The following is a 21103-nucleotide window of genomic DNA, read 5'->3' as shown; positions in this document are numbered from 1 at the left end:
CTTTTATTATAACGCAAATCGGGTGCGAAGAGGAGGGAAGAGGGGCCGCTGTGTTTTTTGTCGAACTGGCCTACATGGAATCCATGTGGATATAAAAGGTCTTCCCGTTGAATACTGTGACGCTTTTCAGTGGAATCTTGTCATCATTCGACATGTAAAAGTTTTTGTTTTCGGGGAAGCGCAGGACCGTCTTCCCTTTTTTGGCCATCATCTCGGGATTGGCCGTCCCGGTTTTCAACGTCACGTCGTATCCCTGTTTTTCAAGCAAGGTCTTCCCATCTACGTACCAAGAGCGGTAGCTGTCCAGAGAAAAGCCAAGGAAGTCCGCCATCTTTACGGGGAGATCCGTGTTTTCGAGGAGTCCTGAAGGTTTACCGGGCCCGAAGGCATAAAGGAATACATCTTCACCTGTGTGTCCATGCGTAGTGAATCCGAGCCCTGCTTTTTGTGAAAGGGAGGAGGTCATCTGTGCCTTGAGTTCCTTTTTGGAAGGGCTCCACCGGCATGATTGAGAGTCCAGGCCGTATGCAGCGAGGGCGTGACCGGCATCTTTGCCCTCAAGAAGGGAGGCAGCGCCATCGACCGTGAGCCTCGCTTTCTTCAATGGATCGATGAAGTGCTTCACGGACTGATGCTTATACGACCCGTCAAGGTCAGCGTTTCCGATTGTGAGCCCGCTGTTGCCGTGGTCGGTCACGGCGACGACCATCGTGTTCCCGTCTTTTTTGGCAAACGCTAGGGCCTCCCCGACGGCACGGTCGAAGCTCAGGATCTCACTGATCATGCCTACGGGATCATTCTGATGGGCGGCCCAGTCGACCTTGCTTCCTTCAACCATAAGGAAAAATCCTTTCTTTTCCCTGGACAGGTGGGAGATGGCAGACCGGGTCATCTCGCTCAGGGTAGGCTCATGCGGCTTCAGCTCGCGGCGGTCCAGATCATAAGAAAGGTCTTCTGAAGCAAACGCACCCCACAGCTTTCCTGCTGAAGGCTCCAAGAGTAGTTCCTTCCTGGTGTCCACGTAGGCATACCCGGCGTCTCGCAGGGATTTCTTCAAGTCCTCTCCATCCTTGCGGGTGACTTCATCAGTCTTCAGCATAGCGTCATCCTGGGGATGGTTCTTTTGCTTCGGTGCCAGCCAGGCGGCTCCACCTCCAAGCACAACATCGAGATCCTGATACACTTGCTGTTCACCGATGGAACTGAACTCCTCCCGTGTGATGGCATGGGAGGTGAAGGCGGCAGGTGTGGCATGTTGAACGGGGGAGGTGGAGATGATCCCTGTAGCATAGCCGTTCAATTTAGCGGCTTCGAGTACCGTAATGAGGGGGAGGCCTTCAGGGTCCATGCCGATGTAATCGGCTTTTGTCTTCACCCCTGTCGCCATGGCCGTACCTGCAGCGGCAGAATCCGTGATGGCCGATTCGGCGGAGTAGGTCCTCACCCCGCCCGTGAGGATGCCATCAAGATGGAGCGGTGACCCCTTATACCACCTTGAAAGGGTGACAGCATCTGAATTCGTGCCATCCATGATCATGAAGATGACATTCTTTTTGGGGGCAGCGGCATGAAGGCACTCATCGGGAGCCGTAAACGCCAGAAGGATGAGGGGAAGCAGGATACAGGCGGTCTTTTTCAATCCGTTCATAGAGTATGTCTCCTTTATTCATCGTTGAACTTAGTATGAACCAAGGAAGCGCTGATAATGAGGGATAAAAAAACACCGTCCTTATATGGACGGTGTCGAGTCAATCTATTTTCGCTCCAGTATTCCAAGCATCAGGTTAGTGTATACATCAGCACGGTCAAGAGTCTTGAAATCACGGATTTTGAGCCTGCGCCAATCAAGGGCTGTGATGAACCTCTCCTGATCCTTCAGGGATGCAATCTCGTCAGGTTCCTCTACGTACATTTCCCCGGCTTTCACACCCGACGTGATGGCCTGGCGTCCGTCGACTTCAAGCCCTGTCTCGATCTTGCGCTTTTTGACGGTGCCGTTTTTCATCATCATCCAGAGGTAAGACTGGTCGTCCACCTTCTCAATGGCAGAGACAGGGACCGTCACGGCATCCTTCGCTTCCTCCATGATGATGGAAAGGGATACGTGCTGTCCGGGTCTCCACTGTGCTTCCTGGACCTGCACCTCAGCGGGGTACAGGCTCTCGGTCTTCAGATGGGGATCGGCTTTTGGGAGACGATCCACTTTGGTGATGATCCCCTCAAGGGACTTCTTCCCATCATGCTTCACCCGGACATTCAGGTTCTCCTTCACCTCATCGACCTCTTTCTCGGTCAGGTCGGTCGTGACGACAGTGGAATCCGAGGCGATCGTGATGAGGGGATTCTGGATTTCGTGCGACAGGCTCTTTACTGTCCCGCTTACGCTGCTTTCCACTGTAAGGGTCGTTTCATATGAATCAATAGCGGCAATCTGGCGTTCGAGGCTTTTGATCTGGTTCTCCAGTTGATCGGCTTCAAGCTGTTTAGAAACCATTTCTCGCTTGATGTCATACTCTGATTGTAAGGCCCCAGCTTCGATAGGGGCATCCTTTTCATCGGAAGAAGGGGATGGGAGGGAAGAGATCAGCTTGGATAATTCGCTGATGGAGTCTTTCACGTTGGAAGCATCTTCTTCCAGCTTCTCCACTTCCGATTTCAACACGTCGCGTTGCTGGAACTGGTCAGTGACCTCATATTCATATAGCGGGGTCCCGGATTTGATCTGTTCCCCTTCTTTTACAAGGAACTTCTTGAAGGTGGCAGATTCATCATTGAAATAGAGATATTGATCTTCTTCTGGAATGACAACTCCAGGCTTGTAGAGCATTTCCCTGAGGGTTTCCTGCCGGCTCAGTTCCCAGTGGTTGATGCGGACTTCCCGCTCGACCCTGCTGTCGGCTTTTTCGATTAAGTATGTATTCACGCCCACAAACACGAGGCTCACGGTTACGATGCTGTAGCGGATAAGTTTCTTCATCATTCATCACCTTTAAATTAACGTTGAAAGATCAAGATAAGCAAGCAGGGCATTCAATGCCCAGAAAAGCACGTTGACCAGTACGATCACAAGCCAGATGATCCAGTTCTTCTGACGGGTCAAATATTTGATCCCGCGATACTGGAGGTAGATCATCCACACCTTGAATAAGGAAATGGCGCCAAGCAGGTACACCACATAGGACTTCGATGTGATGGACTGGGCGATGACTCCGAGAGAAAAGGGTGAAGAATACCATTCAATTGAGAAGAATAAGGAGAGCGGCACGAATGTGAGCTTCTCCAGAAGCAGGATCAAAAGCGTCAATCCCTGCACCATCACAATCTTGCGGTATTCGCCGTGATCGGAGATCGTCCAAAACACCAGCGATGAAAAGAAAAGGATCAAAGCGGCGTAAAGAAGACCCGCAATCAGACGCCCGAAGAAGAACATGGTCTTTTCCAGTTCATATTCCAAAGGGGTAAGGGAAGTCGCTTCTTTGGCGAGGGAATCCATCCCGATCCCGAAGAATGCCAGAAATCCGAATACCGATGCGGAAAGGACAAAAAGCCAGGTCATCCTCTTTCCGAAACGAGGCACCATCTCGGTTTCACCGAGGCGGTAAAAAAAGGTGGATGGGGATTTGAGCCCCTGAATGAGCTTTGCTTCTGTGTGCATAGACAAGTAGCCTCCAACATAGTGATAATCCTTCTCTTATTCTATCGAAATTTCTGAAATATTACCATAAATTGTCGAAGGCATTTGGTGAAGAGTGGACTATTGGATCAGAATGCAGGGTAAGGAACAGGGGGCAAATAAAAAAAGTGCCCGTTGAGGACACTTTTACATGTTGTATGCAAGAACAGTGGTCCCTGCAATGATAGCAATGGTGAAGATGAAAAGGGTGGCGTACATGAGCTTCTTTTTGGCCCTCTTCTTTAAGATGATTTCTTCAGGTGTTAAAAACGACATTACAATCCCTCCTGATTTGGCAGCTGGCTGGCATGGTTAGCCCCTGTAGCTTTGCGTCATCACCTTTCGATGATTTTGCTATGAGACAAATCGACACACAATCATTATCGGTTTGTTTACTGTAAACTGTAATAGTAAAAATGAACTATTTTTCGACACTATTTTTAACTATTTAAAATCATACAACATTTCGACAATTTTCGCTAAATTTTTTAAAGAATTTCGTTAAATACGCGTAAATAATGTGTTTTTTGTGTGAATAGGATAAAAAATCTGTCAAATGGCACATGTTTTTGGTAGTATGTGGTTTATAGACGCTCGGAAATCTACGTAAACACAGAAAGGAGTATAGCGAATGGAGAATAAAGTGAAGGAGCACGTTCTTTCCGTGCTGCAAAAGGCATTCGACAAAGGGCAACAAGGGGATATGGATACGGCGAAGATGATTCAGTGGCTGGAGCAAGAACTGCAATCCGGAATAGGTACCAGGGGGGAAACGCTTTAATTTCGTGAGGCGAGTTTATCCTCCTCTCAAAATAAATTGGATGCCCCGACTGAAGGAATGGGGTTGTAACCATTATATATGGAATCAACCTGACATTTCCAATCATAATGCTCCATAAAAAAGCTGAACGACGTGGAAGTCGTTCAGCGGTGTACCATCATATCACAAACGCATGAAGGGCCTCATGCGTTTCTTCGACGACTGTTTTTTTCTCAGCCCATGCTCTTCTGCATTCTTTCATCCTCTCCATGCGATCCCCAATCATCCTTCCTACCTCCGTACCATTCGGACCTCCACGGACCGAGCGGATCTCCACGAAGTAATCAGGTGAAATGATCCGCTGCCAATCCTCATCCGACAATTGTACCTCATCGATCAGCTCGTTGATGTCGGCAACCTTCCATTCATAGAGCTCTTTTCTTTCAGCAACCGAACGCTTGGAGATGGTGCTTGCGATGCCATGTGCCTTCCTGAACGGGACTCCATAATCCCGGGAAAGGGTGTCGGCAAGCTCCGTGATGGTGATGCTCGATTTCTTCGCCATGGATTTGGCATGCTCCTTATCGACAGAGATGGTCGCGATGACGGCGTACATGAGCTTCAATACGCGATTGGCATTGTGGAAGGCACGGTAAAGGTGGGGCTGGAGATCATCTTCGGTGTCCACGATGTCACCGAACGGCGTGTTGTGGATCATATTGACAGCGGCAAGAGCATCCCCGTAGGCGCTGCTTGCAATCGATCTTGAATGTTCAATGGATACCGGGTTCCGCTTCTGGGGCATGATGCTGCTGATCTGGACATATGGATCTGCCACCTTGAACGTCCCGAATTCCCTTGTGACATGCTGAAGGAAGTCCTGGATCCACCTGCCTGTATTCACCATGCAGGTCATGAGGGCGGTCCCTGTCTCGAGGAGATAATCGGCTCCGCCAATCGCATCATAGGAATTCTCCACGAGCCCTTCAAAACCCAAAAGCTCCGCAACGCGCTCCCGATTGATAGGGAAGCCCGTAGTCGTCAGGGCTGCAGCGCCCATGGGAGAACGGTTCACTGTAGCGTAGGCGGCTTTCAGCCGGGTGATGTCACGTTGGAGCACATCATGGACGGCAAGGAGGTAATGACCCAGAGTGGTAGGCTGGGCCGGTTGGGTGTGGGTGTACGCCGTCATGACCGTATCCTTATGGGCCGCAGCCTGACGGAGAAGGATATCCCCGAGATCCATGGCAGCGTCCAGCGTCTGAAGGAGATGCCCACGGAGGACGAGGCGGTACATGGCCACCCCCATATCATTCCGGCTCCTTGCGATATGGAGCTTCCCTGCAAGCTCGCTCCCGATCTCTTCCCCGATCTTTGCCTCCATCATAAAGAATAAATCTTCAAACTGCGGCTCATATGACAGGCTTCCGATGTCGGTTTTGGAGACGGCATCGATCCCCTTCAGCATCAATGCAGCATCTTCTCTTGGGATGATGCCCTGCTCCATGAGCATGATACAGTGGGCCCGGTGGATATCGAACATTACATGGAACAGATAGTCCCGCTGGTCATTGAAGACGGGCTTCAACAATTCCTCTACATATGTTTTTCCCGGAAACGCATCCCCCTCATTCTGGATGAATTCTTGTATATTCTTCATATCGTTCCACTCCTAGGATAAAGATTTCTCAGCTTTTACTCCGAATACCTTATTCGAGATCAGGAGGACGACGGCGATCAAGGTGATCTGGATCATCCCGTAGGCTGCCGCCTGCCCCATATTGAACATGCGGAGCTGATTCATGATTTCAATGGATATGGGCCTGTTTGAAATCGTGTACAACAACACCGATGTCGGGAATTCCCCTACGGATTCGACAAAGGCCAGCAATGTCCCCGCAAGGACGCCGGGCATGATGATGGGAAGGATCACTTTGCGGAACGTATAGAACCATTTTGCACCAAGGCTTCTGGCCGCCTCTTCAATGGAATCATCGAGCTGTTCCAGTGCGGCATTCGTCGAGCGGACCACAAGCGGGATATGTCTGACGAAATAGGCAAGGGGCAGGATCCAAAACGTCCCGACCAGGATATTTCCGAACGAGAAAATGGAAGGTTCATTGAAGGCAAAGATCAAGTTCATCCCGATGACCGTTGCCGGAAGCGCCCAGGGAATCATGACAAGGACGTCGACGAAGCCCTTCCCGACGAATCTCCGCTTCACGAGAAGATAGGAGGTCAGGACCCCGAATACGAGATTCCCCGCCGTCGCAATAAATGATAGAATCAAGCTGTTTTTCAGCGGCTTGAAGATATTTGGATCTTCGAAGAGAAGCCGGTAGTTCTCAAAGTTGAATACGGACGGATAGGTCTGCCAGGTCCACGTACCATCGGGCACAAGGGAGAGAAGAAGGATCGTGAAATGAGGCAGGAGCAGGATGAAGACCCCGATGATCCCCGTCGCCACCAGCACCCACTTCATGAAGGGATTCTTCACTTCGCTCCGGTGAGCGCCGATCCCCTTCGAGGCCATCCGGTAGTCCTTGCGGTTCTGATACCACCTCATGAACAAAAGGAAGCTGATCGAAACGATGGACAGAATGACAGACTGAGTCGCAGCGACCTCCATATCGCCATTGATTTTAGAAAAATAGATTTGCAGGCTGAGCACCCTGAATCCTCCTGCGAGAAGGAAAGGCGCACTGAATGATGCCATGGAGATCATGAACACCAAGAGGGAAGCGGCCACAATGGCAGGTGTGAGCAACGGGAAGGTGACCTTCCAGAACACGCTGAATCGACTTGCTCCAAGATTATGGGCTGCTTCCTCGAGGGAAGGATCGATCTTATTGATTGCCGCAGAAACGGTCATATAAAAGTACACATACATCGTATAGGCATGGACGATGAGAATGCCGGAGACGCCCCCGATCTTGAACGGAACTTCGTCAAGATGGAACAAATCCTTGATGGCATTCGGAACAAGCCCGGTTTCGCCATAAAGGAACATGAATGCCATGACCCCGACCAGGGAAGGGAGGACGATGGGCATGATGGCTGCCGTCGAGAAGAACCCCCGGCCGGGAAAGTCATATCGATTGAAGATGAAGGCAAGGGGCACCCCGATGATGGCACTGGCAAGGACGCTCAATAGGGAAATGTACACGGAATTCCATAATGCCTCAAGATTCGTCTTGGATTCCTGTGTGAAGAAATCCCCGTAGTTCCCGAGGCCGACTCCTTCTTTTGTGTTCATGCTCTCAAGGAATGTCCGAAGCGACGGGTAGAGAACATAAGCGATCAAGACGAGCAGGACTGGTATGAGCAGCCATAGGGTGAGACGATGATCGCGGTTCTTCATCATGAGGGATCACCGCTGACCATGGGAATCACCCGGATATGCTCCTTCGGCAGTTCGATGAAAACCGGGGAGCCTGCATGCAATGAGCGTGACCCTTCACCATTAAGCGTATGCACGCGGATGAGTTGGTTGTCCGCTTCGACCATGACATTGATCACGGAGCCGAAGAAGTGGATCTCCTTGATGACGCCTGGGAATACGTTCTCATCTGCGCTCCTTGAAGAGTCAACAAGATTGATCGCTTCTGGACGGATTGATAGTGCGGTGCCTTGCCCCGCAGCACCGGCAGTGATAATGTTATTCCCGCGCACCGCAATGGGGCGGGGGAGGGCCCCGCTCAGCACCGTGGCGTACGCCATTCCCCCTTCCCGTTCCTCGATGGCGGCCGGCAAGAGATTGATCTCCCCTATGAAACTAGCTACAAAATCGTTTGCGGGCTCATTATAGATCTCGGCAGGCGTCCCTACCTGATGACAGACGCCGTAATTGAAGACGGCGATCCGGTCGCTCATGGAAAGGGCTTCCGCCTGATCATGGGTAACATAGATGGTCGTGATGTTGTACTCTTTCTGCAACCGCAGGATCTCGCTCCGCATCTCGTCCCTGAGTTTCGCATCCAGGTTACTGAGCGGTTCATCGAGTAGGAGGATTTCAGGCTCGATGACGAGGGCCCGGGCGAGGGCGACGCGCTGCTGTTGACCTCCGCTGAGCTGGCTGACCTGGCGCTCGGCATATTGGTCGAGGCGTACCTTCTCCAAGACATTCTTCACCCGCGCTTTCACTTCTTTGATGTTCAATTTACGGACCCTGAGACCGAATGCCACGTTTTCGAAAACAGTCATATGAGGGAATAGGGCATAGTTTTGGAACACCATACCCGTATTCCGCTTTTCTGGTGGCACCCGCGTCATATCTTTGTCACCGAATCGGACGACCCCTTTGGTGGGATAGTAGAATCCTGCGATCATTCTCAAGGTTGTCGTTTTCCCGCAGCCGCTCGGACCGAGGAAGGTGAAGAATTCACCATCTTTGATGGCAAGATCAAGGTGATCGACTGCTGTGACCTTTCCGAAGGTTTTTTGGACGCTATCTATTTGTATGGACGCCATTTTCGCTTACACTTCCTATTCTTTGATTTCTTTGTCCCCGTTTTTGATGTTCTCATCCCAATGTTTCATCCATTCATCGCTGTTTTCCTGGAATACCTTCCAATCGATCTCCATGCTTTTGATTTCGGTATCCGTGATCCATGAAGGGAGTCCTTCTACGTCGTCCCGGGTTGGGATACGGTAGAATTCATCAGCCAACAGCTTAGCGGCTTCCGGCGTGTTGACGAATTCGTAGAAGGCTTCAGCAGCTTTCGGATGAGGGCCGTCTTTGACGAGGGCGATCCCTTCTGTCAATACAGGCGTCCCACTTTCAGGAATGATGAATTCGAATGGATAATTTTTGTTTTCCTTCAGCATGACGACATCCGGCATGGCCCAGACGGAGATGGTTCCTTCGCCTTTGGCTACCTTGTTGTACATCATTTCAGGGTTGGCCGAGTATTCCTTCGTATTGGCATCCAGCTTCTCGAGCCACTCATAGCCCTTGGCCGGATCATTTGAATCTTTGAAGTCACGGTAGATCATGGCAGAGAAGATCGTCCTCATGGTTCCAGAGGCCAGTGGATAGCGGATGATGATTTCATCCTTCCATTTGGAATCAAGGAGTTCATCCCAATCCTTCGGTGCTTCATCAGCAGAGACCTTCTTGCTGTTGTACATGATTACTTCCGGTGTCTGGCTTGTTCCCGACCAGTTCCAGTCTGGATCGTGGAAGCCGTCTGCCAGACTGTCTGCATACGTCGGTTCATATGGTGTCAACAGACCTTCATCCTTGGCTTGGTCGAAGTTCGTGGAAGGGGCACCCCACCATACATCGGCTTGTGGATTATTCTTTTCGGAACGGACCCGGTCAAGGATCTCCTGAGAACCCATGTCCAGCCATTCCACGTCGATGTTGTATTTTTCCTCGAACTGCTGCTCGAATTTCGAGAGAATATCTTTCCCGTGAGGGGAGTAGACGACGATTTTATCTTCGAAGTCCTTGCCTTCTTTATTTTCACTGCCTGAACCTTTCTCTGATCCCCCGCATGCGGAAAGGACAAGCATGGCTGACAGTGATAACACCGCAAAAGCCGATTGTTTTTTCTTTAATAGCATCGTTCATTCCCCCTGATCATAATAAGTGGCCAGTGCCTTCATGCTCTCGGAGAAATAAAGAAACGGCCCCGATCACACCGACATTCGACCCTAATTCAGACACTTTCAGCTCAACCGGGATGGGAAGATACTCATTGACCATCCGTTCAAGCTTCGGCAAGATATAATCTGCCGATTTCAAGACACCACCCCCTAAAATGATGACTTCAGGATTCAATACACTTGCAGCATTGATGATGCCATACCCCAATTGCGTAATGGCATCATCCACGATCGCCATGGCGACGGCATCGCCTTCAGATGCGTATCGAAAGGCAAGTTCACCAGACAGTTCACCTGCCATGGCCGCTTGATGAGCCGGGTGGGCCGGGTCTAGGGCCACGGACCGGGTGAACGTTGCCCCGATTGCCTTCCCTCCGGCCACGCTCTCGAGATAGCCGTAACGATGGAAGATCGGCTGGAAGTCACCCTCCAGGTCGCGTCTGTCCGTCACCATATAGCCCACTTCCCCGGAAGCATGGGTGGACCCCCGGTATAGTTGATCGTGAATGATGATCCCGCTGCCGATTCCCGTGCCGACAGCAATGAAAAGCACATGCTTTTTATTCCTGGCGTTTCCGATCCACTGTTCCCCCAATACGGCCACATTCACGTCATTTTCCACATAAACGGGAAAAGGGAAGTGGCGCTCGGCTTCTGATTGGATGGGATAGCGGACCCAGTCGAGACTAGGGGCATCGATGACGACACCGTTCTTCGTAATTCCGGGCACACCGATGCCCATTCCGAGGACATCCGTCACGTCGATCCCTTCAGCAGCTAGCATGGAGGAGACGTCCTTCGACAGTTGTTCAAGTAAACCGGTTCTTAGGTGGCTGGCAGTAGAAAAGCTTTTGGTGTGGATGATGGTGCCGTTTAGGTCTGAGAGGATGGTTTTGACTTTCGTGCCGCCAATATCCGTTCCGATGACGTAAGCTGCACGTGCATTGAAATATAAATGGATGGGCTTTCTTCCTCCCTGTGATGAGGAGGGCCCGATGCCTTTTTCATACACTTTGTTTTCCTGGAGAAGCTCATCGACGAGAAGGGAGACGGTCGGCTTACTGAGATGGATTTTTGCGGCGATACCGGCTCTGGAGATGGGGGATTCTTGCTGAATGCAGTGCAATACTCGTTTTTTGTTCATTGCTTTCGATTGTGGCACACGTTGATTCATTGCATCACGGCTTTCGTATTTTGTTAGTGAACCTAACTAATCAACTAAAAATATACAGTAGTTCTGTTCCTCTCACAATTAATATTTTTATTATTCAGAATTAATCGACAAAATGACATACTTTGTACCCACTTGATAAGAAAAGTTGAAAACCCCGTCATATCAACACGTGAAGCTGTGTTCCTAGCTAGTGGAATCGGGTAGGACCTCCAACGATTTTGTCGAATTTTTCCTCCTTATGACATGTGAGCGCTTTACTGGTCGGGTCATTGACCCATTTACAGGAAATATATGCCTGTGCTACTAATGAAAAGAACGGAAAAAACAACCTTCAGTTCGTTAAAAAGATAAACAAACCAACCCGGAGGAGGGATGTCATTCGCATGCGGTAATCCAATTTGAGAGGAGCATGAACATGAAGAAACTGATTTGCCTTCTGATCGCCTTCTTACTTGTCCTTCCGATGAATCCTTTGGCCCGCGAAGAGGACCCCGAACTTTGGAGTGCCCTCAAACCACTTGAAACGACCGTAACCTTCCTGAATACAGGAGCGCATCCTGACGATGAACGGAGTGATTTCCTCGCCTATCTCTCCAGGGGCCTGGGAGTGAAGACGTCCAGCCTCATTGCCAACCGGGGGGAAGGCGGCCAGAATGAAATCGGCCAAGAGCTCGACAATGCCCTGGGCATCATCCGTTCGAGGGAAATGATTGAAGCAGCGAAAGTGACAGGCGTAAAAGCATACCACCTCAGTGAAACCACCTCTGATCCCATCTATGACTTCGGATTTTCGAAGACTCCAGAAGAAACCCTCTCCAAATGGGGGGAAGACCTTACCTATGAGCGGTTGATCCGCTTCATCCGAACCTATCAGCCGGATATCGTGATGCCGTCCTTCCGCGATGTCGATTCCCAGCATGGACATCACAGGGCGATATCGATCCTGACTCAGCGTGCATTTGAAGATGCAGCCGATCCGTCCGTTTATCCGGACCACCTTAAAGAAGGCCTGTCCCCTTGGAAAATCAAAAAACTTTACTTACCGGCAGAGTCAAAAGAGAGCGCCACATCATCGATTGAAATCGGCATGCTCGATGACATCTACGGGAAATCATATCCTCAAATCGGGGAAGAATCCCGTTTCCTCCATAAAAGCCAGGGAATGGGGAGCGAGATCCCCGTGGCTCCAAGACAGGTGCACCTTGAATTGGTAAAATCCCGTGATTCGTCCTCCGGGAAGGACCAGCTCTTTAAAGGGGTTCCTTATGATTTCAACGAATGGGCGGGGAAGCTTCCAAAGAAAGAGAAATCTCTCGTGAAGCAGTATCGCAAGCTCCAAAGCCAGCTCGAACGGACGATTTCCAGCTATCCGGATCGTTCTGAAGCATTCAAAGAGGCCCAGAAATCCTTGAAGCTGGTAGAAGAGGCCATCAAGAAGACGAAGAAAGCCAAACTTGACTCAGGATTGAAGGAGGATCTCCTTCACAAGCTATCCTTGAAGGAAGAGCAGCTCATGAATGTAAGCTACATGTCATCCGGTCTTGATGTCCAGGCAACATCGGAATCCGACGTGCTGACAGGTGGGCAGCAAGTAAAAGTGGAGGTGGCCTTGAAAAATGGGGGCAACCATGTTCTGAAGAATGCAGATGTCACCCTGGACACGCCTTTCCACTTCTCGAAAAAGACGAAGAAGAAAAACCTGAAGCCGGGTGAAGAGCGAACGTTCACATTCAAAGTGGATGTTCCAGAAGACGCAGAAACATACCATGCGTATGAAGAACCGGTGATCCAGGCATTGGTCAAGTTCCGTTCCGGTTCAGTGGAAACGGTGCAGAAAGAGGAGCTGAACGGCACCATTGCCGTCCTTCCGGATGTCGGTCTTACCATGAGCCCGGAAGACCTTGTCGTGAACACGGCGGATGTGAAGGCCGACGTACCCGTCAGTGTCGAGGTGACGAACTACAAGAAAGGAAAAGCGAATGCCAGGGTTTCCCTCGAGGTCCCTGAAGGATGGACGGTTACGCCTTCATCAGTAGACGTCCCCTTAACGGAACATAAAGAAAAGAAATCAGCTGACTTTGTCCTTCATTCGCCTGCAGAGATTGAAGAAGGGGATTTCAAGATAAGGGCACAGGCAAAGGTTGACGGGAAAACATTCGGTACCACGGTCCAGGAAATCACCTACAGTCACATCGGTACGTTTTACTACCAGTATGATGCAGGAATCAATGGGGTTTCCTTCGAGCTCCTGACCCCTGAAGGAATGAAGGTTGGGTATATCGAGAGCGGCTTCGATCAGGTGGCTGACTACCTGTCCAATGTCGGAATGGATATAACCAAATTGACGGATGAGGATCTCGCTTCCGGCGATCTATCCCAATTTGATACGATCGTCACGGGGATCAGGGCCTATCTCTCCCGCGATGCACTCACCGAGAATAACGAACGGTTGAAGACGTACGTGGAGGAGGGGGACATCTTGTCGTTCAGTATCATAAACCGAATGACAGATGGGATGCAGCCACAACGGCACCTTATCCACTCACGATCGGTAATCCATCCATTCGCTGGAGGGTGACGGATGAAAATGCAGACGTCGAGCTCCTGAAGCCTGAGTCCAGTCTCTTCTCTTATCCTAATGTTCTCTCCAAGAACGACTGGGACAACTGGGTACAGGAAAGGGGCCTCTACTACCCGATGGATTGGGATAGCCGTTATGAAACATTCGTCCGCATGAATGATCCAGGAGAAGAATCATTCGATGGGGGAATCCTCATGGCGCCTTACGGAGAAGGCACCTATCTTTATACCAATCTGGTCTTCTATCGCCAGATACAAGGTCAGGTTCCGGGAGGCTATCGCATCTTTACCAATCTCCTGAGCTATGGTCAAGGGGAATGATCATGGCGTCTGAATAAGGTCCACCTGAAAACCAGGCTGGGTCAAAGTGTTTGAGTCATAGAAAAACCCGAATTCACTTGCCTGCGATCAGGCAATAGTTCGGGTTCTTCATTTGTTTCATGACCATCATCGTTTCAAGCGGTTGATTGGAGTGCAAGACGGAGAATCCTGCGGGAAGAGTAGCTGATGTGAGACCGACTCTAGGGCTACCCGAGGAAAGCGAAGTCTTGCACAAAAATCATGAGCGGTATAGAGAACCTATTTCATACACCCGCTATAAGGGTGGTGATAATAGCATTATAAAGTTAAAAAATACTATTATGTTTGTAAAACAAGGAGGAAAAACCACATTATATGTAGAATAAACCAGAAGTAGTAAAATATTACTAGTTATAAAGGAGGATACAATGGCAAGAGAATATCTGATTGTTTTCGAAGAGTATGATCTGACGAGACGCAAGGCCGATTGGAAGAATAAGCACCTGCTCCTCTTCGAAGGGAAGCACTACAAGGAAGGGATCGTCGCGATCTGCAGACCGCCCGGATTTTCACATCCTCTAAAGGGAATCCTGTATTCGAACTTTATCATGGAAACGGCAGGCTGCACCCTGTATGCCCTTCCGATCGCCGAAGGAAGCTCCTTGCCATTCAAATGTGTGGATATCGACGCGAACACGATCGCGGTATGCAAGCTCATTGTGGAAAAAACGAATACGATGACCCGATTGAATATCCTGCCTTCCCACCCGCATGAAGACCCCCTCGATGACGACATAAAAAGTGATATACTCTCATTCTTCAGTTTAAAGACCGATGCCAGAACGGTCACCTTCCAATGGAAGCCCAATGTGTACAAAAGAGGAAGAAGCGTGGGGGAATGAGGCTTTACCCCGCTACCGAACTACCTCTCTAAGTTTCTAAAATCACGATGATTTCCGTTGACCTTGGCCGATATCCTACATACAATGAAGATAGTTATTAGTATGTTTAGAATTTTCTCTCAAGGTGATGACTCCATGAAAACAGCAGGGAATAACCGGATCGGCAAAAATGCCATGCTCCTTCTTCTCACCGAGAGGTCAGAAGAGGACTGGAACCGACATTTCAACGAACTGAACTGGAGCTACTGCACCGGCAGGATCGGATCGATGGACAGCCAAAAGATCGTCGCGGCCATCGAGACCGCTGCGAAGCGGAGCGATATCGTCCGTGAAGACCTGTACCGCGACATGCACGCTCTTTACCATGCCATCATGGAAGCACTCACGGGCGTCACGAGGGGCCATGCCCAGCTGGGAGAGGTTCTCAGGACAGTGGGGCTGAGCTTTGCGGTCGTCAGGGGAACACCCTATCCCAGGGAAGAGGAAGGCGAGTGGATCGCCGTCGCCCTATATGGGACCATCGGTGCCCCGGTGAAGGGACTTGAACATGAGACGATCGGTCTCGGAATCAATCATATGTAAATAAGAGCCTATAGAAATCAGTCGAAAGGAGGCTCGGTCAAGGACAGGATTCTGTCTTTGACCGAGCCTCCTTTTCATGTGGACAAACAATTATAACGAGGTGATCGTGATGGTGGAATTGACAGGCTGCTCCCTGACATTGGCTCAGGCAAAGCAGGTAATCGATGAGAAGGTGTTCGTCACCCTATCGCAGGAAAGCATGGACAGGGTAAAGAAAAGTCGTGAAGCGGTTGAGCGGATCGTGAAGGAAAAGCGGGTCGTATACGGCATCAACACAGGATTCGGGAAGTTCAGTGATGTTCTCATCGATCCTGAGGATGTAGAAGAGCTGCAGCTGAACCTGATCCACTCCCACGCATGCGGAGTGGGGGATCCGTTCCCAGAGAACGTCTCGAGGGCGATGCTCCTCTTGAGGGCGAATGCCCTGCTGAAAGGGTACTCGGGCGTGCGGCCCGTCATCGTTGAGCGATTGGTGGAGTTCCTCAATAAGGAAATCCATCCCGTCGTTCCACAGCAGGGATCACTCGGTGCAAGCGGAGATCTTGCCCCCCTTTCCCATCTCGCCCTCGCACTCATGGGAGAAGGGCAGGTGCACTATCGCGGCGGGATCCATGACACCCTGACCGTCCTTTCAAAAGAAAACATTTTCCCGATCCAGCTCCAGGCAAAAGAAGGCCTTGCCTTGATCAACGGAACGCAGGCGATGACGGCCATGGGGGTCATCGGCTATCTGGAAGCAGAAGAACTCGCCCATCAGAGCGAGCTGATCGCGAGCCTCACAATGGAAGGACTGAGGGGGATCACCGATGCTTTCGATGAAGATGTGCATCTGGCCAGGGGCTATACGCAGCAGGTCGACACAGCCTCGCGGATCCGGGGCTATCTCCAGGGCAGCAGACTGACGACGAGGCAGGGGGAGCTCAGGGTCCAGGATGCTTATTCACTCCGGTGCATCCCGCAGGTGCACGGCGCTTCGTGGCAGGCCCTCGACTATGTGAAGGAAAAGCTCGAGATCGAGATGAACGCGGCGACAGATAATCCACTGATCTTTGAAGACGGTGAGAAGATCATCTCGGGAGGTAACTTCCACGGTCAGCCGATCGCCTTCGCCATGGACTTCATGAAGATCGCCGTCGCTGAGCTTGCCAATATCTCCGAGCGGAGGATCGAGCGCCTCGTCAATCCGCAGCTGAGCGACCTGCCGCCGTTCCTGAGCCCCGAGCCCGGTCTTCAGTCTGGAGCGATGATCATGCAATACTGTGCCGCCTCCCTTGTATCGGAAAATAAAACCCTGGCCCATCCGGCGAGCGTCGATTCCATCCCGTCGTCTGCGAACCAGGAAGATCATGTGAGCATGGGTACGATCGGCTCCCGCCACGCCTATCAGATCCTTCAGAACACCCGGCGCGTCGTGGCCATCGAGCTCGTCTGCAGCCTTCAAGCTGTGGAGCACCGGGGAGTGGATCTCATGGCACCGAGCACGAAGCGCTTCTACAATGAGGCACGCAAGGTCATCCCGAGCATCACCAAGGACCGTATATTCTCGAAAGATATCGAAGCCGCAGCTTCATGGCTTCAATCCATTCAACTGCGCACCATCATTTCGACTGAGACGAAGGAGGAAACGACCAATGGTTAAAGCGGATAAACGAATCGTACGTGTGAAAAAAGGAACAGAGATTGAATGCAAAGGGTGGGAACAGGAAGCGGTCCTCCGCATGCTCTACAACAATCTTGACCCCGAAGTAGCGGAAATCCCTGAGGAGCTCGTCGTATACGGAGGAATCGGGAAGGCTGCCCGGAACTGGGAATCCTTCGATGCCATCGTCCGCTCCTTACGGGAACTGGAGAATGATGAGACCCTCCTGATCCAGTCGGGTAAGCCTGTCGGCAAATTCAGGACCCACACAGCAGCCCCGAGGGTGCTTCTGTCCAACTCCGTCCTCGTACCGAAATGGGCGGACTGGGATCACTTCCATGAGCTCGACAAGAAGGGACTCATCATGTATGGGCAGATGACGGCGGGAAGCTGGATCTACATCGGGACCCAGGGAATCCTCCAGGGCACATACGAGACATTTGCAGCCCTTGCCAAAAAACATTACAACGGATCCCTGAAGGGTACCATCACCCTGACGGCCGGACTCGGTGGGATGGGCGGTGCTCAGCCCCTTGCCGTCACCATGAACGGAGGGGTCGTCATCGCCGTCGATGTGGATGAGGAACGGATCGATAAGCGCCTGGACACCCGGTACTGCGATGTGAAGACAGACTCCATTGATGAAGCCCTCCTGATGGCCCATGAAGCCCGAGATAAAGGGGAAGCGCTCTCCATCGGCCTTCTTGGGAATGCCGCAGAAGTCCATCATGAGCTGCTCCGCCGCGGGGTGAAGATCGATATCGTCACCGATCAGACGTCGGCGCATGATCCATTGAACGGGTATGTCCCGGAAGGTTACAGCCTCAAGGAAGCGGCAGAGCTGCGAAGTTCCGATCCGAAACGCTATACGCACCATTCCAAGAAGAGCATGGCGAAGCATGTGGAGGCGATGCTCGAGTTCCAGAAGTGCGGCAGCATCGTTTTCGATTACGGCAACAACATCCGTCAGGTTGCCAAGGATGAAGGTGTCGAGGATGCCTTCGCATTCCCTGGCTTCGTCCCGGCCTATATCCGTCCGCTCTTCTGCGAAGGTAAAGGACCGTTCCGCTGGGCAGCCCTCTCAGGTGACCCTGCAGACATCCACCGGACGGACCGGCTGATCAAGGAGCTCTTCCCTGAGAATGAGGCCCTCAACCGCTGGATCGATATGGCCCAGGAGAAAGTGGCATTCCAAGGGCTTCCTTCACGGATCTGCTGGCTCGGATACGGAGAGCGCGTGAAGATGGGCCTTGCCATCAATGAACTGGTGAGAAACGGGGAGCTGAAAGCACCGATCGTCATCGGACGCGACCATCTCGACTGTGGGTCCGTCGCTTCCCCGAACCGGGAAACCGAAAGCATGATGGACGGAAGCGATGCCGTCGGTGACTGGGCAATCCTGAATGCCCTCATCAACACCGCAGCAGGTGGTTCGTGGATTTCCTTCCACCACGGCGGTGGAGTCGGCATGGGCTACTCCCTCCACGCCGGGATGGTTGCTGTGGCAGACGGCACGGACCTCGCGAAGGAACGGCTGGAGCGGGTACTCACCTCGGATCCGGGGATGGGCGTCATCCGTCACGCAGATGCAGGGTATGACATCGCCAACGAGACCGCGGAAAAGCATGGGATCCATATCCCGATGAAGAGGGGGAATGAAGAATGACATACGATCTGATCATCGAACATATTGGCGAGCTCCTCACCATGGACCATGGAGAGGGGCCGGTCAGGGGAGAAGACATGAAGCACCTCCCAGTGAAAAAGAACGCGGCCATTGCCATCAAGGACGGCCTCGTTGCCTGGGTCGGGACACAGGAAGAGGCAGCAAGCCTTCATGCAAAAGAGCGGCTGGACGCAGGAGGGAAGCTCGTTTCGCCAGGTCTCGTCGACCCCCATACCCATCTCGTATTCGGGGGATCAAGGGAGCACGAAATGGCCCTGAAGCAGCAGGGGGTCCCGTATCTCGAGATCCTCAAGCAGGGAGGAGGCATCCTTTCCACCGTAGGCGCTACACGGCAGGCGACGGAGGAAGAGCTCCTAGCCAAGGCCAAATTCCACCTGGACCGGATGCTTTCCCATGGCGTCACCACGGTCGAAGCGAAATCGGGCTACGGCCTGGATAAGGAAACCGAGCTGAAGCAGCTCAGGGTCGCCAAACAGCTCAACCATGAGCATCCAGTCGAGATCGTCTCGACGTTCCTTGGAGCCCACGCCATCCCGCCTGAATACAAAGAGGAACCAGAGGCGTTTTTGGATGCCATGCTACATCTGCTGCAAGATATCGAAAGAGACGAGCTTGCTGAATTCGTCGACATCTTCTGTGAGACCGGGGTATTCTCCGTGGACCAGTCCAGAGCTTTCCTTCTGAAAGCAAAAGAGAAGGGCTTCTCGGTGAAAATCCATGCAGATGAAATCGATCCTCTAGGCGGTACGGAAATGGCCGTCGGGATCGGTGCCATCAGCGGCGATCACCTCGTCGGGGCATCCCCTGAAGGCATCAAGGCCCTCGGGGAAGGGAATACGATTGCCGTCCTGTTACCGGGCACGTCGTTCTACCTGAACAAAGGGAAATATGCGAATGCAAGAGGTATGATCGAGGCAGGGGCCGCCGTCACGCTTTCAACGGATTTCAATCCGGGAAGCTCACCGACGGAAAACCTGCAGCTTATCATGAACCTCGCTTCCCTGCAGCTGAAGATGACACCGGAGGAGATCTGGAACTCCGTCACCGTCAATGCGGCCCATGCCATCAACCGTGGAGACGTGGCCGGGAAGATTGCCGTCGGCAGGAAGGCGGATATCGTCCTTTGGGATGCACCGAACCACCACTACATCCCGTATCATTACGGAGTCAATCACACGGCTGCCGTCGTGAAATCGGGCCGCGTCGTGTACCGCAGGAGAATCGACCATGAATATGCCTATTAAACCGGCAGGGCAGGCGGCATTCAAGGATCGTTATACCACAAAGGTCGCCGAGCTCCTGAAGCCGTGGGAAGAAGGGGAAAGGGGAGCAGCGGCCATCCTGGGCGTCCCCTTATCCAAGCCGTCCATTTCCCATTCAGGGGCAAGCTTCGCACCGGGTGCGATCCGGAACGCCCTGAATGGATTCACCACCTACAGGATCGAGAGCGGGCAAGATTTCACTTCCCCCCTCATCGATTTTGGCGATGTCGTGATGCACCCGACCTCCATAATGGAATCACATGAACGGATCACCACAGCCGTCCGTCATGTAATGACTCAGGAAGCGGCTCCGTTCACGATCCTGCTCGGAGGGGATCATTCCATCACCACATCCGCTGTCAAAGCTTTTTGCGAAGAAAAAGGGACGGTAGGGACCATCCAGTTCGATGCCCACCACGACCTCCGGAACACAGAGGATGGCGGACCCACCAACGGGACCCCGTTCAGAAGGCTGCTACAGGAAGGAATCATAAAGGGAGAGAATCTCATCCAGATCGGCATCCGCAACTACAGCAATGCAAAAGCCTATCATGAATACGCCCTCGATCAGGGTGTGACGGTTCATACAATGAAAGACGTAAGGGAGAGGGGGACGGCAGAACTTGTCCGCCAGGGAATCGAGATGCTGAAGGGTCGGGTTGACGTCATCTATCTGTCCGTGGACATGGACGTCCTCGATCAATCCTACGCTCCGGGTTGCCCTGCCATCAGTCCAGGAGGCATGAGTCCTGAAGAGCTTCTGAAAGGCCTCCACGAGGCTCTGAAGCACCCTAAGATCACGGCCATGGATATCGTGGAGATCGACCCTACACTTGATTTCAGGGATATGACGAGCCGGATCGCAGCGCTCCTTGTAGTGGAAACGGCAGCGGTCCTCAACTCATAAGAAAAGGCGGCCCATGAGGACCGCCTT

General features: G+C 51.9%; 18 protein-coding genes and 1 riboswitch. Of the genes, 9 read left to right on the top strand and 9 right to left on the bottom strand.

Translation table 11 applies throughout. From position 1 onward, the window contains the following. Window positions 1-70: 70 nt before the first annotated feature. The 4 genes from D5E69_RS20665 to D5E69_RS23920 all read right to left on the bottom strand — a co-directional run bounded on the left by D5E69_RS20665 (window position 71) and on the right by D5E69_RS23920 (window position 3949). Window positions 71-1648 (bottom strand): alkaline phosphatase, encoded by a 1578-nt coding sequence (locus D5E69_RS20665; protein WP_159130200.1) that lies wholly within the window; start codon window positions 1646-1648, stop codon window positions 71-73. A gap of 105 nt (window positions 1649-1753) precedes the next feature. Beyond that, a complete protein-coding gene (locus D5E69_RS20660) occupies window positions 1754-2980 on the bottom strand; it encodes an efflux RND transporter periplasmic adaptor subunit (protein ID WP_159130199.1) in 1227 nt (408 codons plus the stop codon). A gap of 9 nt (window positions 2981-2989) precedes the next feature. After that, a complete protein-coding gene (locus D5E69_RS20655; protein ID WP_079514307.1) occupies window positions 2990-3655 on the bottom strand; it encodes a hypothetical protein in 666 nt (221 codons plus the stop codon). A gap of 165 nt (window positions 3656-3820) precedes the next feature. After that, complete coding sequence (locus tag D5E69_RS23920; protein ID WP_258523289.1) at window positions 3821-3949, bottom strand: hypothetical protein; 129 nt, start codon at window positions 3947-3949, stop codon at window positions 3821-3823. A gap of 15 nt (window positions 3950-3964) precedes the next feature. Next, window positions 3965-4039: riboswitch (cyclic di-GMP riboswitch) on the bottom strand. 265 nt (window positions 4040-4304) lie between these two features. Here D5E69_RS23920 and D5E69_RS20650 point away from each other — a divergent pair. Beyond that, window positions 4305-4454 carry a YwzD family small protein gene (locus D5E69_RS20650; protein ID WP_156183347.1) on the top strand — a complete coding sequence of 50 codons (150 nt, stop codon included), beginning with the start codon at window positions 4305-4307 and terminating at the stop codon, window positions 4452-4454. A gap of 157 nt (window positions 4455-4611) precedes the next feature. On the opposite strand, the gene argH is transcribed toward D5E69_RS20650, so the two are convergent. Genes argH through D5E69_RS20625 form a run of 5 tightly spaced genes read right to left on the bottom strand, consistent with a single transcriptional unit; the run spans window position 4612 to window position 11187 of the window. Then, window positions 4612-6093, bottom strand: coding sequence for an argininosuccinate lyase (gene argH / locus D5E69_RS20645; RefSeq protein ID WP_048014197.1), 1482 nt, complete (start codon window positions 6091-6093; stop codon window positions 4612-4614). Window positions 6094-6105: 12 nt separating this feature from the next. After that, window positions 6106-7797 carry an ABC transporter permease gene (locus D5E69_RS20640; RefSeq protein WP_159130198.1) on the bottom strand — a complete coding sequence of 564 codons (1692 nt, stop codon included), beginning with the start codon at window positions 7795-7797 and terminating at the stop codon, window positions 6106-6108. Next, a complete protein-coding gene (locus D5E69_RS20635) occupies window positions 7794-8903 on the bottom strand; it encodes an ABC transporter ATP-binding protein (RefSeq protein ID WP_048015276.1) in 1110 nt (369 codons plus the stop codon). The genes D5E69_RS20640 and D5E69_RS20635 overlap by 4 nt, the downstream gene beginning before the upstream one ends. Before the next feature lie 15 nt (window positions 8904-8918). Next, window positions 8919-10001 carry an extracellular solute-binding protein gene (locus D5E69_RS20630; protein ID WP_159130197.1) on the bottom strand — a complete coding sequence of 361 codons (1083 nt, stop codon included), beginning with the start codon at window positions 9999-10001 and terminating at the stop codon, window positions 8919-8921. 16 nt (window positions 10002-10017) lie between these two features. Beyond that, window positions 10018-11187: an ROK family transcriptional regulator gene (locus D5E69_RS20625; protein ID WP_249931529.1), complete on the bottom strand. Its 1170-nt coding sequence runs from the start codon at window positions 11185-11187 to the stop codon at window positions 10018-10020. Between the two features lie 445 nt (window positions 11188-11632). Between D5E69_RS20625 and D5E69_RS20620 the strand changes: the two genes are divergently transcribed. The 8 genes from D5E69_RS20620 (at window position 11633) to hutG (ending at window position 21076) form a co-directional block, all read left to right on the top strand. Beyond that, a complete protein-coding gene (locus D5E69_RS20620; protein ID WP_347566718.1) occupies window positions 11633-13795 on the top strand; it encodes an NEW3 domain-containing protein in 2163 nt (720 codons plus the stop codon). Next, window positions 13792-14118, top strand: a complete 327-nt coding sequence (locus tag D5E69_RS24000; RefSeq protein ID WP_347566717.1) for a hypothetical protein — start codon at window positions 13792-13794, stop codon at window positions 14116-14118. Before D5E69_RS20620 ends, D5E69_RS24000 begins: the two co-directional genes overlap by 4 nt. A gap of 407 nt (window positions 14119-14525) precedes the next feature. Continuing rightward, a complete protein-coding gene (locus tag D5E69_RS20615) occupies window positions 14526-14999 on the top strand; it encodes a hypothetical protein (protein ID WP_048004902.1) in 474 nt (157 codons plus the stop codon). Window positions 15000-15134: 135 nt separating this feature from the next. Next, window positions 15135-15581, top strand: a complete 447-nt coding sequence (hutP, locus tag D5E69_RS20610) for a histidine utilization transcription antiterminator HutP (protein WP_048014200.1) — start codon at window positions 15135-15137, stop codon at window positions 15579-15581. Between the two features lie 109 nt (window positions 15582-15690). Further along, a complete protein-coding gene (hutH, locus tag D5E69_RS20605; RefSeq protein ID WP_159130394.1) occupies window positions 15691-17220 on the top strand; it encodes a histidine ammonia-lyase in 1530 nt (509 codons plus the stop codon). Beyond that, the gene (gene hutU, locus D5E69_RS20600) at window positions 17213-18886 is read left to right on the top strand and encodes a urocanate hydratase (RefSeq protein ID WP_048004905.1); all 1674 of its coding nucleotides are present in this window, start codon (window positions 17213-17215) and stop codon (window positions 18884-18886) included. Before hutH ends, hutU begins: the two co-directional genes overlap by 8 nt. After that, window positions 18883-20151 (top strand): imidazolonepropionase, encoded by a 1269-nt coding sequence (gene hutI / locus D5E69_RS20595; RefSeq protein WP_159130195.1) that lies wholly within the window; start codon window positions 18883-18885, stop codon window positions 20149-20151. The genes hutU and hutI overlap by 4 nt, the downstream gene beginning before the upstream one ends. Further along, window positions 20135-21076, top strand: a complete 942-nt coding sequence (gene hutG, locus D5E69_RS20590) for a formimidoylglutamase (RefSeq protein WP_063191947.1) — start codon at window positions 20135-20137, stop codon at window positions 21074-21076. Before hutI ends, hutG begins: the two co-directional genes overlap by 17 nt. Window positions 21077-21103: the final 27 nt, after the last annotated feature.

The organism is Rossellomorea marisflavi (genome assembly GCF_009806575.1).
GTDB classification, from domain to species: Bacteria; Bacillota; Bacilli; order Bacillales; family Bacillaceae_B; genus Rossellomorea; species Rossellomorea marisflavi_A.
The sequence above is the reverse complement of the archived record's forward strand: the minus strand, read 5'-3'. Positions and strand labels throughout refer to the sequence as shown.

Excerpts from the sequence above, each read along its gene's own strand:
- D5E69_RS20665 (WP_159130200.1), bottom strand. The coding sequence starts at position 1,648 with ATGAACGGATTGAAAAAGACCGCCTGTATCCTGCTTCCCCTCATCCTT.
- D5E69_RS20660 (WP_159130199.1), bottom strand. The coding sequence starts at position 2,980 with ATGATGAAGAAACTTATCCGCTACAGCATCGTAACCGTGAGCCTCGTG.
- D5E69_RS20655 (WP_079514307.1), bottom strand. The coding sequence starts at position 3,655 with ATGCACACAGAAGCAAAGCTCATTCAGGGGCTCAAATCCCCATCCACC.
- D5E69_RS23920 (WP_258523289.1), bottom strand. The coding sequence starts at position 3,949 with ATGTCGTTTTTAACACCTGAAGAAATCATCTTAAAGAAGAGGGCCAAA.
- D5E69_RS20650 (WP_156183347.1), top strand. The coding sequence starts at position 4,305 with ATGGAGAATAAAGTGAAGGAGCACGTTCTTTCCGTGCTGCAAAAGGCA.
- argH (WP_048014197.1), bottom strand. The coding sequence starts at position 6,093 with ATGAAGAATATACAAGAATTCATCCAGAATGAGGGGGATGCGTTTCCG.
- D5E69_RS20640 (WP_159130198.1), bottom strand. The coding sequence starts at position 7,797 with ATGATGAAGAACCGCGATCATCGTCTCACCCTATGGCTGCTCATACCA.
- D5E69_RS20635 (WP_048015276.1), bottom strand. The coding sequence starts at position 8,903 with ATGGCGTCCATACAAATAGATAGCGTCCAAAAAACCTTCGGAAAGGTC.
- D5E69_RS20630 (WP_159130197.1), bottom strand. The coding sequence starts at position 10,001 with ATGCTATTAAAGAAAAAACAATCGGCTTTTGCGGTGTTATCACTGTCA.
- D5E69_RS20625 (WP_249931529.1), bottom strand. The coding sequence starts at position 11,187 with ATGAACAAAAAACGAGTATTGCACTGCATTCAGCAAGAATCCCCCATC.
- D5E69_RS20620 (WP_347566718.1), top strand. The coding sequence starts at position 11,633 with ATGAAGAAACTGATTTGCCTTCTGATCGCCTTCTTACTTGTCCTTCCG.
- D5E69_RS20615 (WP_048004902.1), top strand. The coding sequence starts at position 14,526 with ATGGCAAGAGAATATCTGATTGTTTTCGAAGAGTATGATCTGACGAGA.
- hutP (WP_048014200.1), top strand. The coding sequence starts at position 15,135 with ATGAAAACAGCAGGGAATAACCGGATCGGCAAAAATGCCATGCTCCTT.
- hutH (WP_159130394.1), top strand. The coding sequence starts at position 15,691 with ATGGTGGAATTGACAGGCTGCTCCCTGACATTGGCTCAGGCAAAGCAG.
- hutU (WP_048004905.1), top strand. The coding sequence starts at position 17,213 with ATGGTTAAAGCGGATAAACGAATCGTACGTGTGAAAAAAGGAACAGAG.
- hutI (WP_159130195.1), top strand. The coding sequence starts at position 18,883 with ATGACATACGATCTGATCATCGAACATATTGGCGAGCTCCTCACCATG.
- hutG (WP_063191947.1), top strand. The coding sequence starts at position 20,135 with ATGAATATGCCTATTAAACCGGCAGGGCAGGCGGCATTCAAGGATCGT.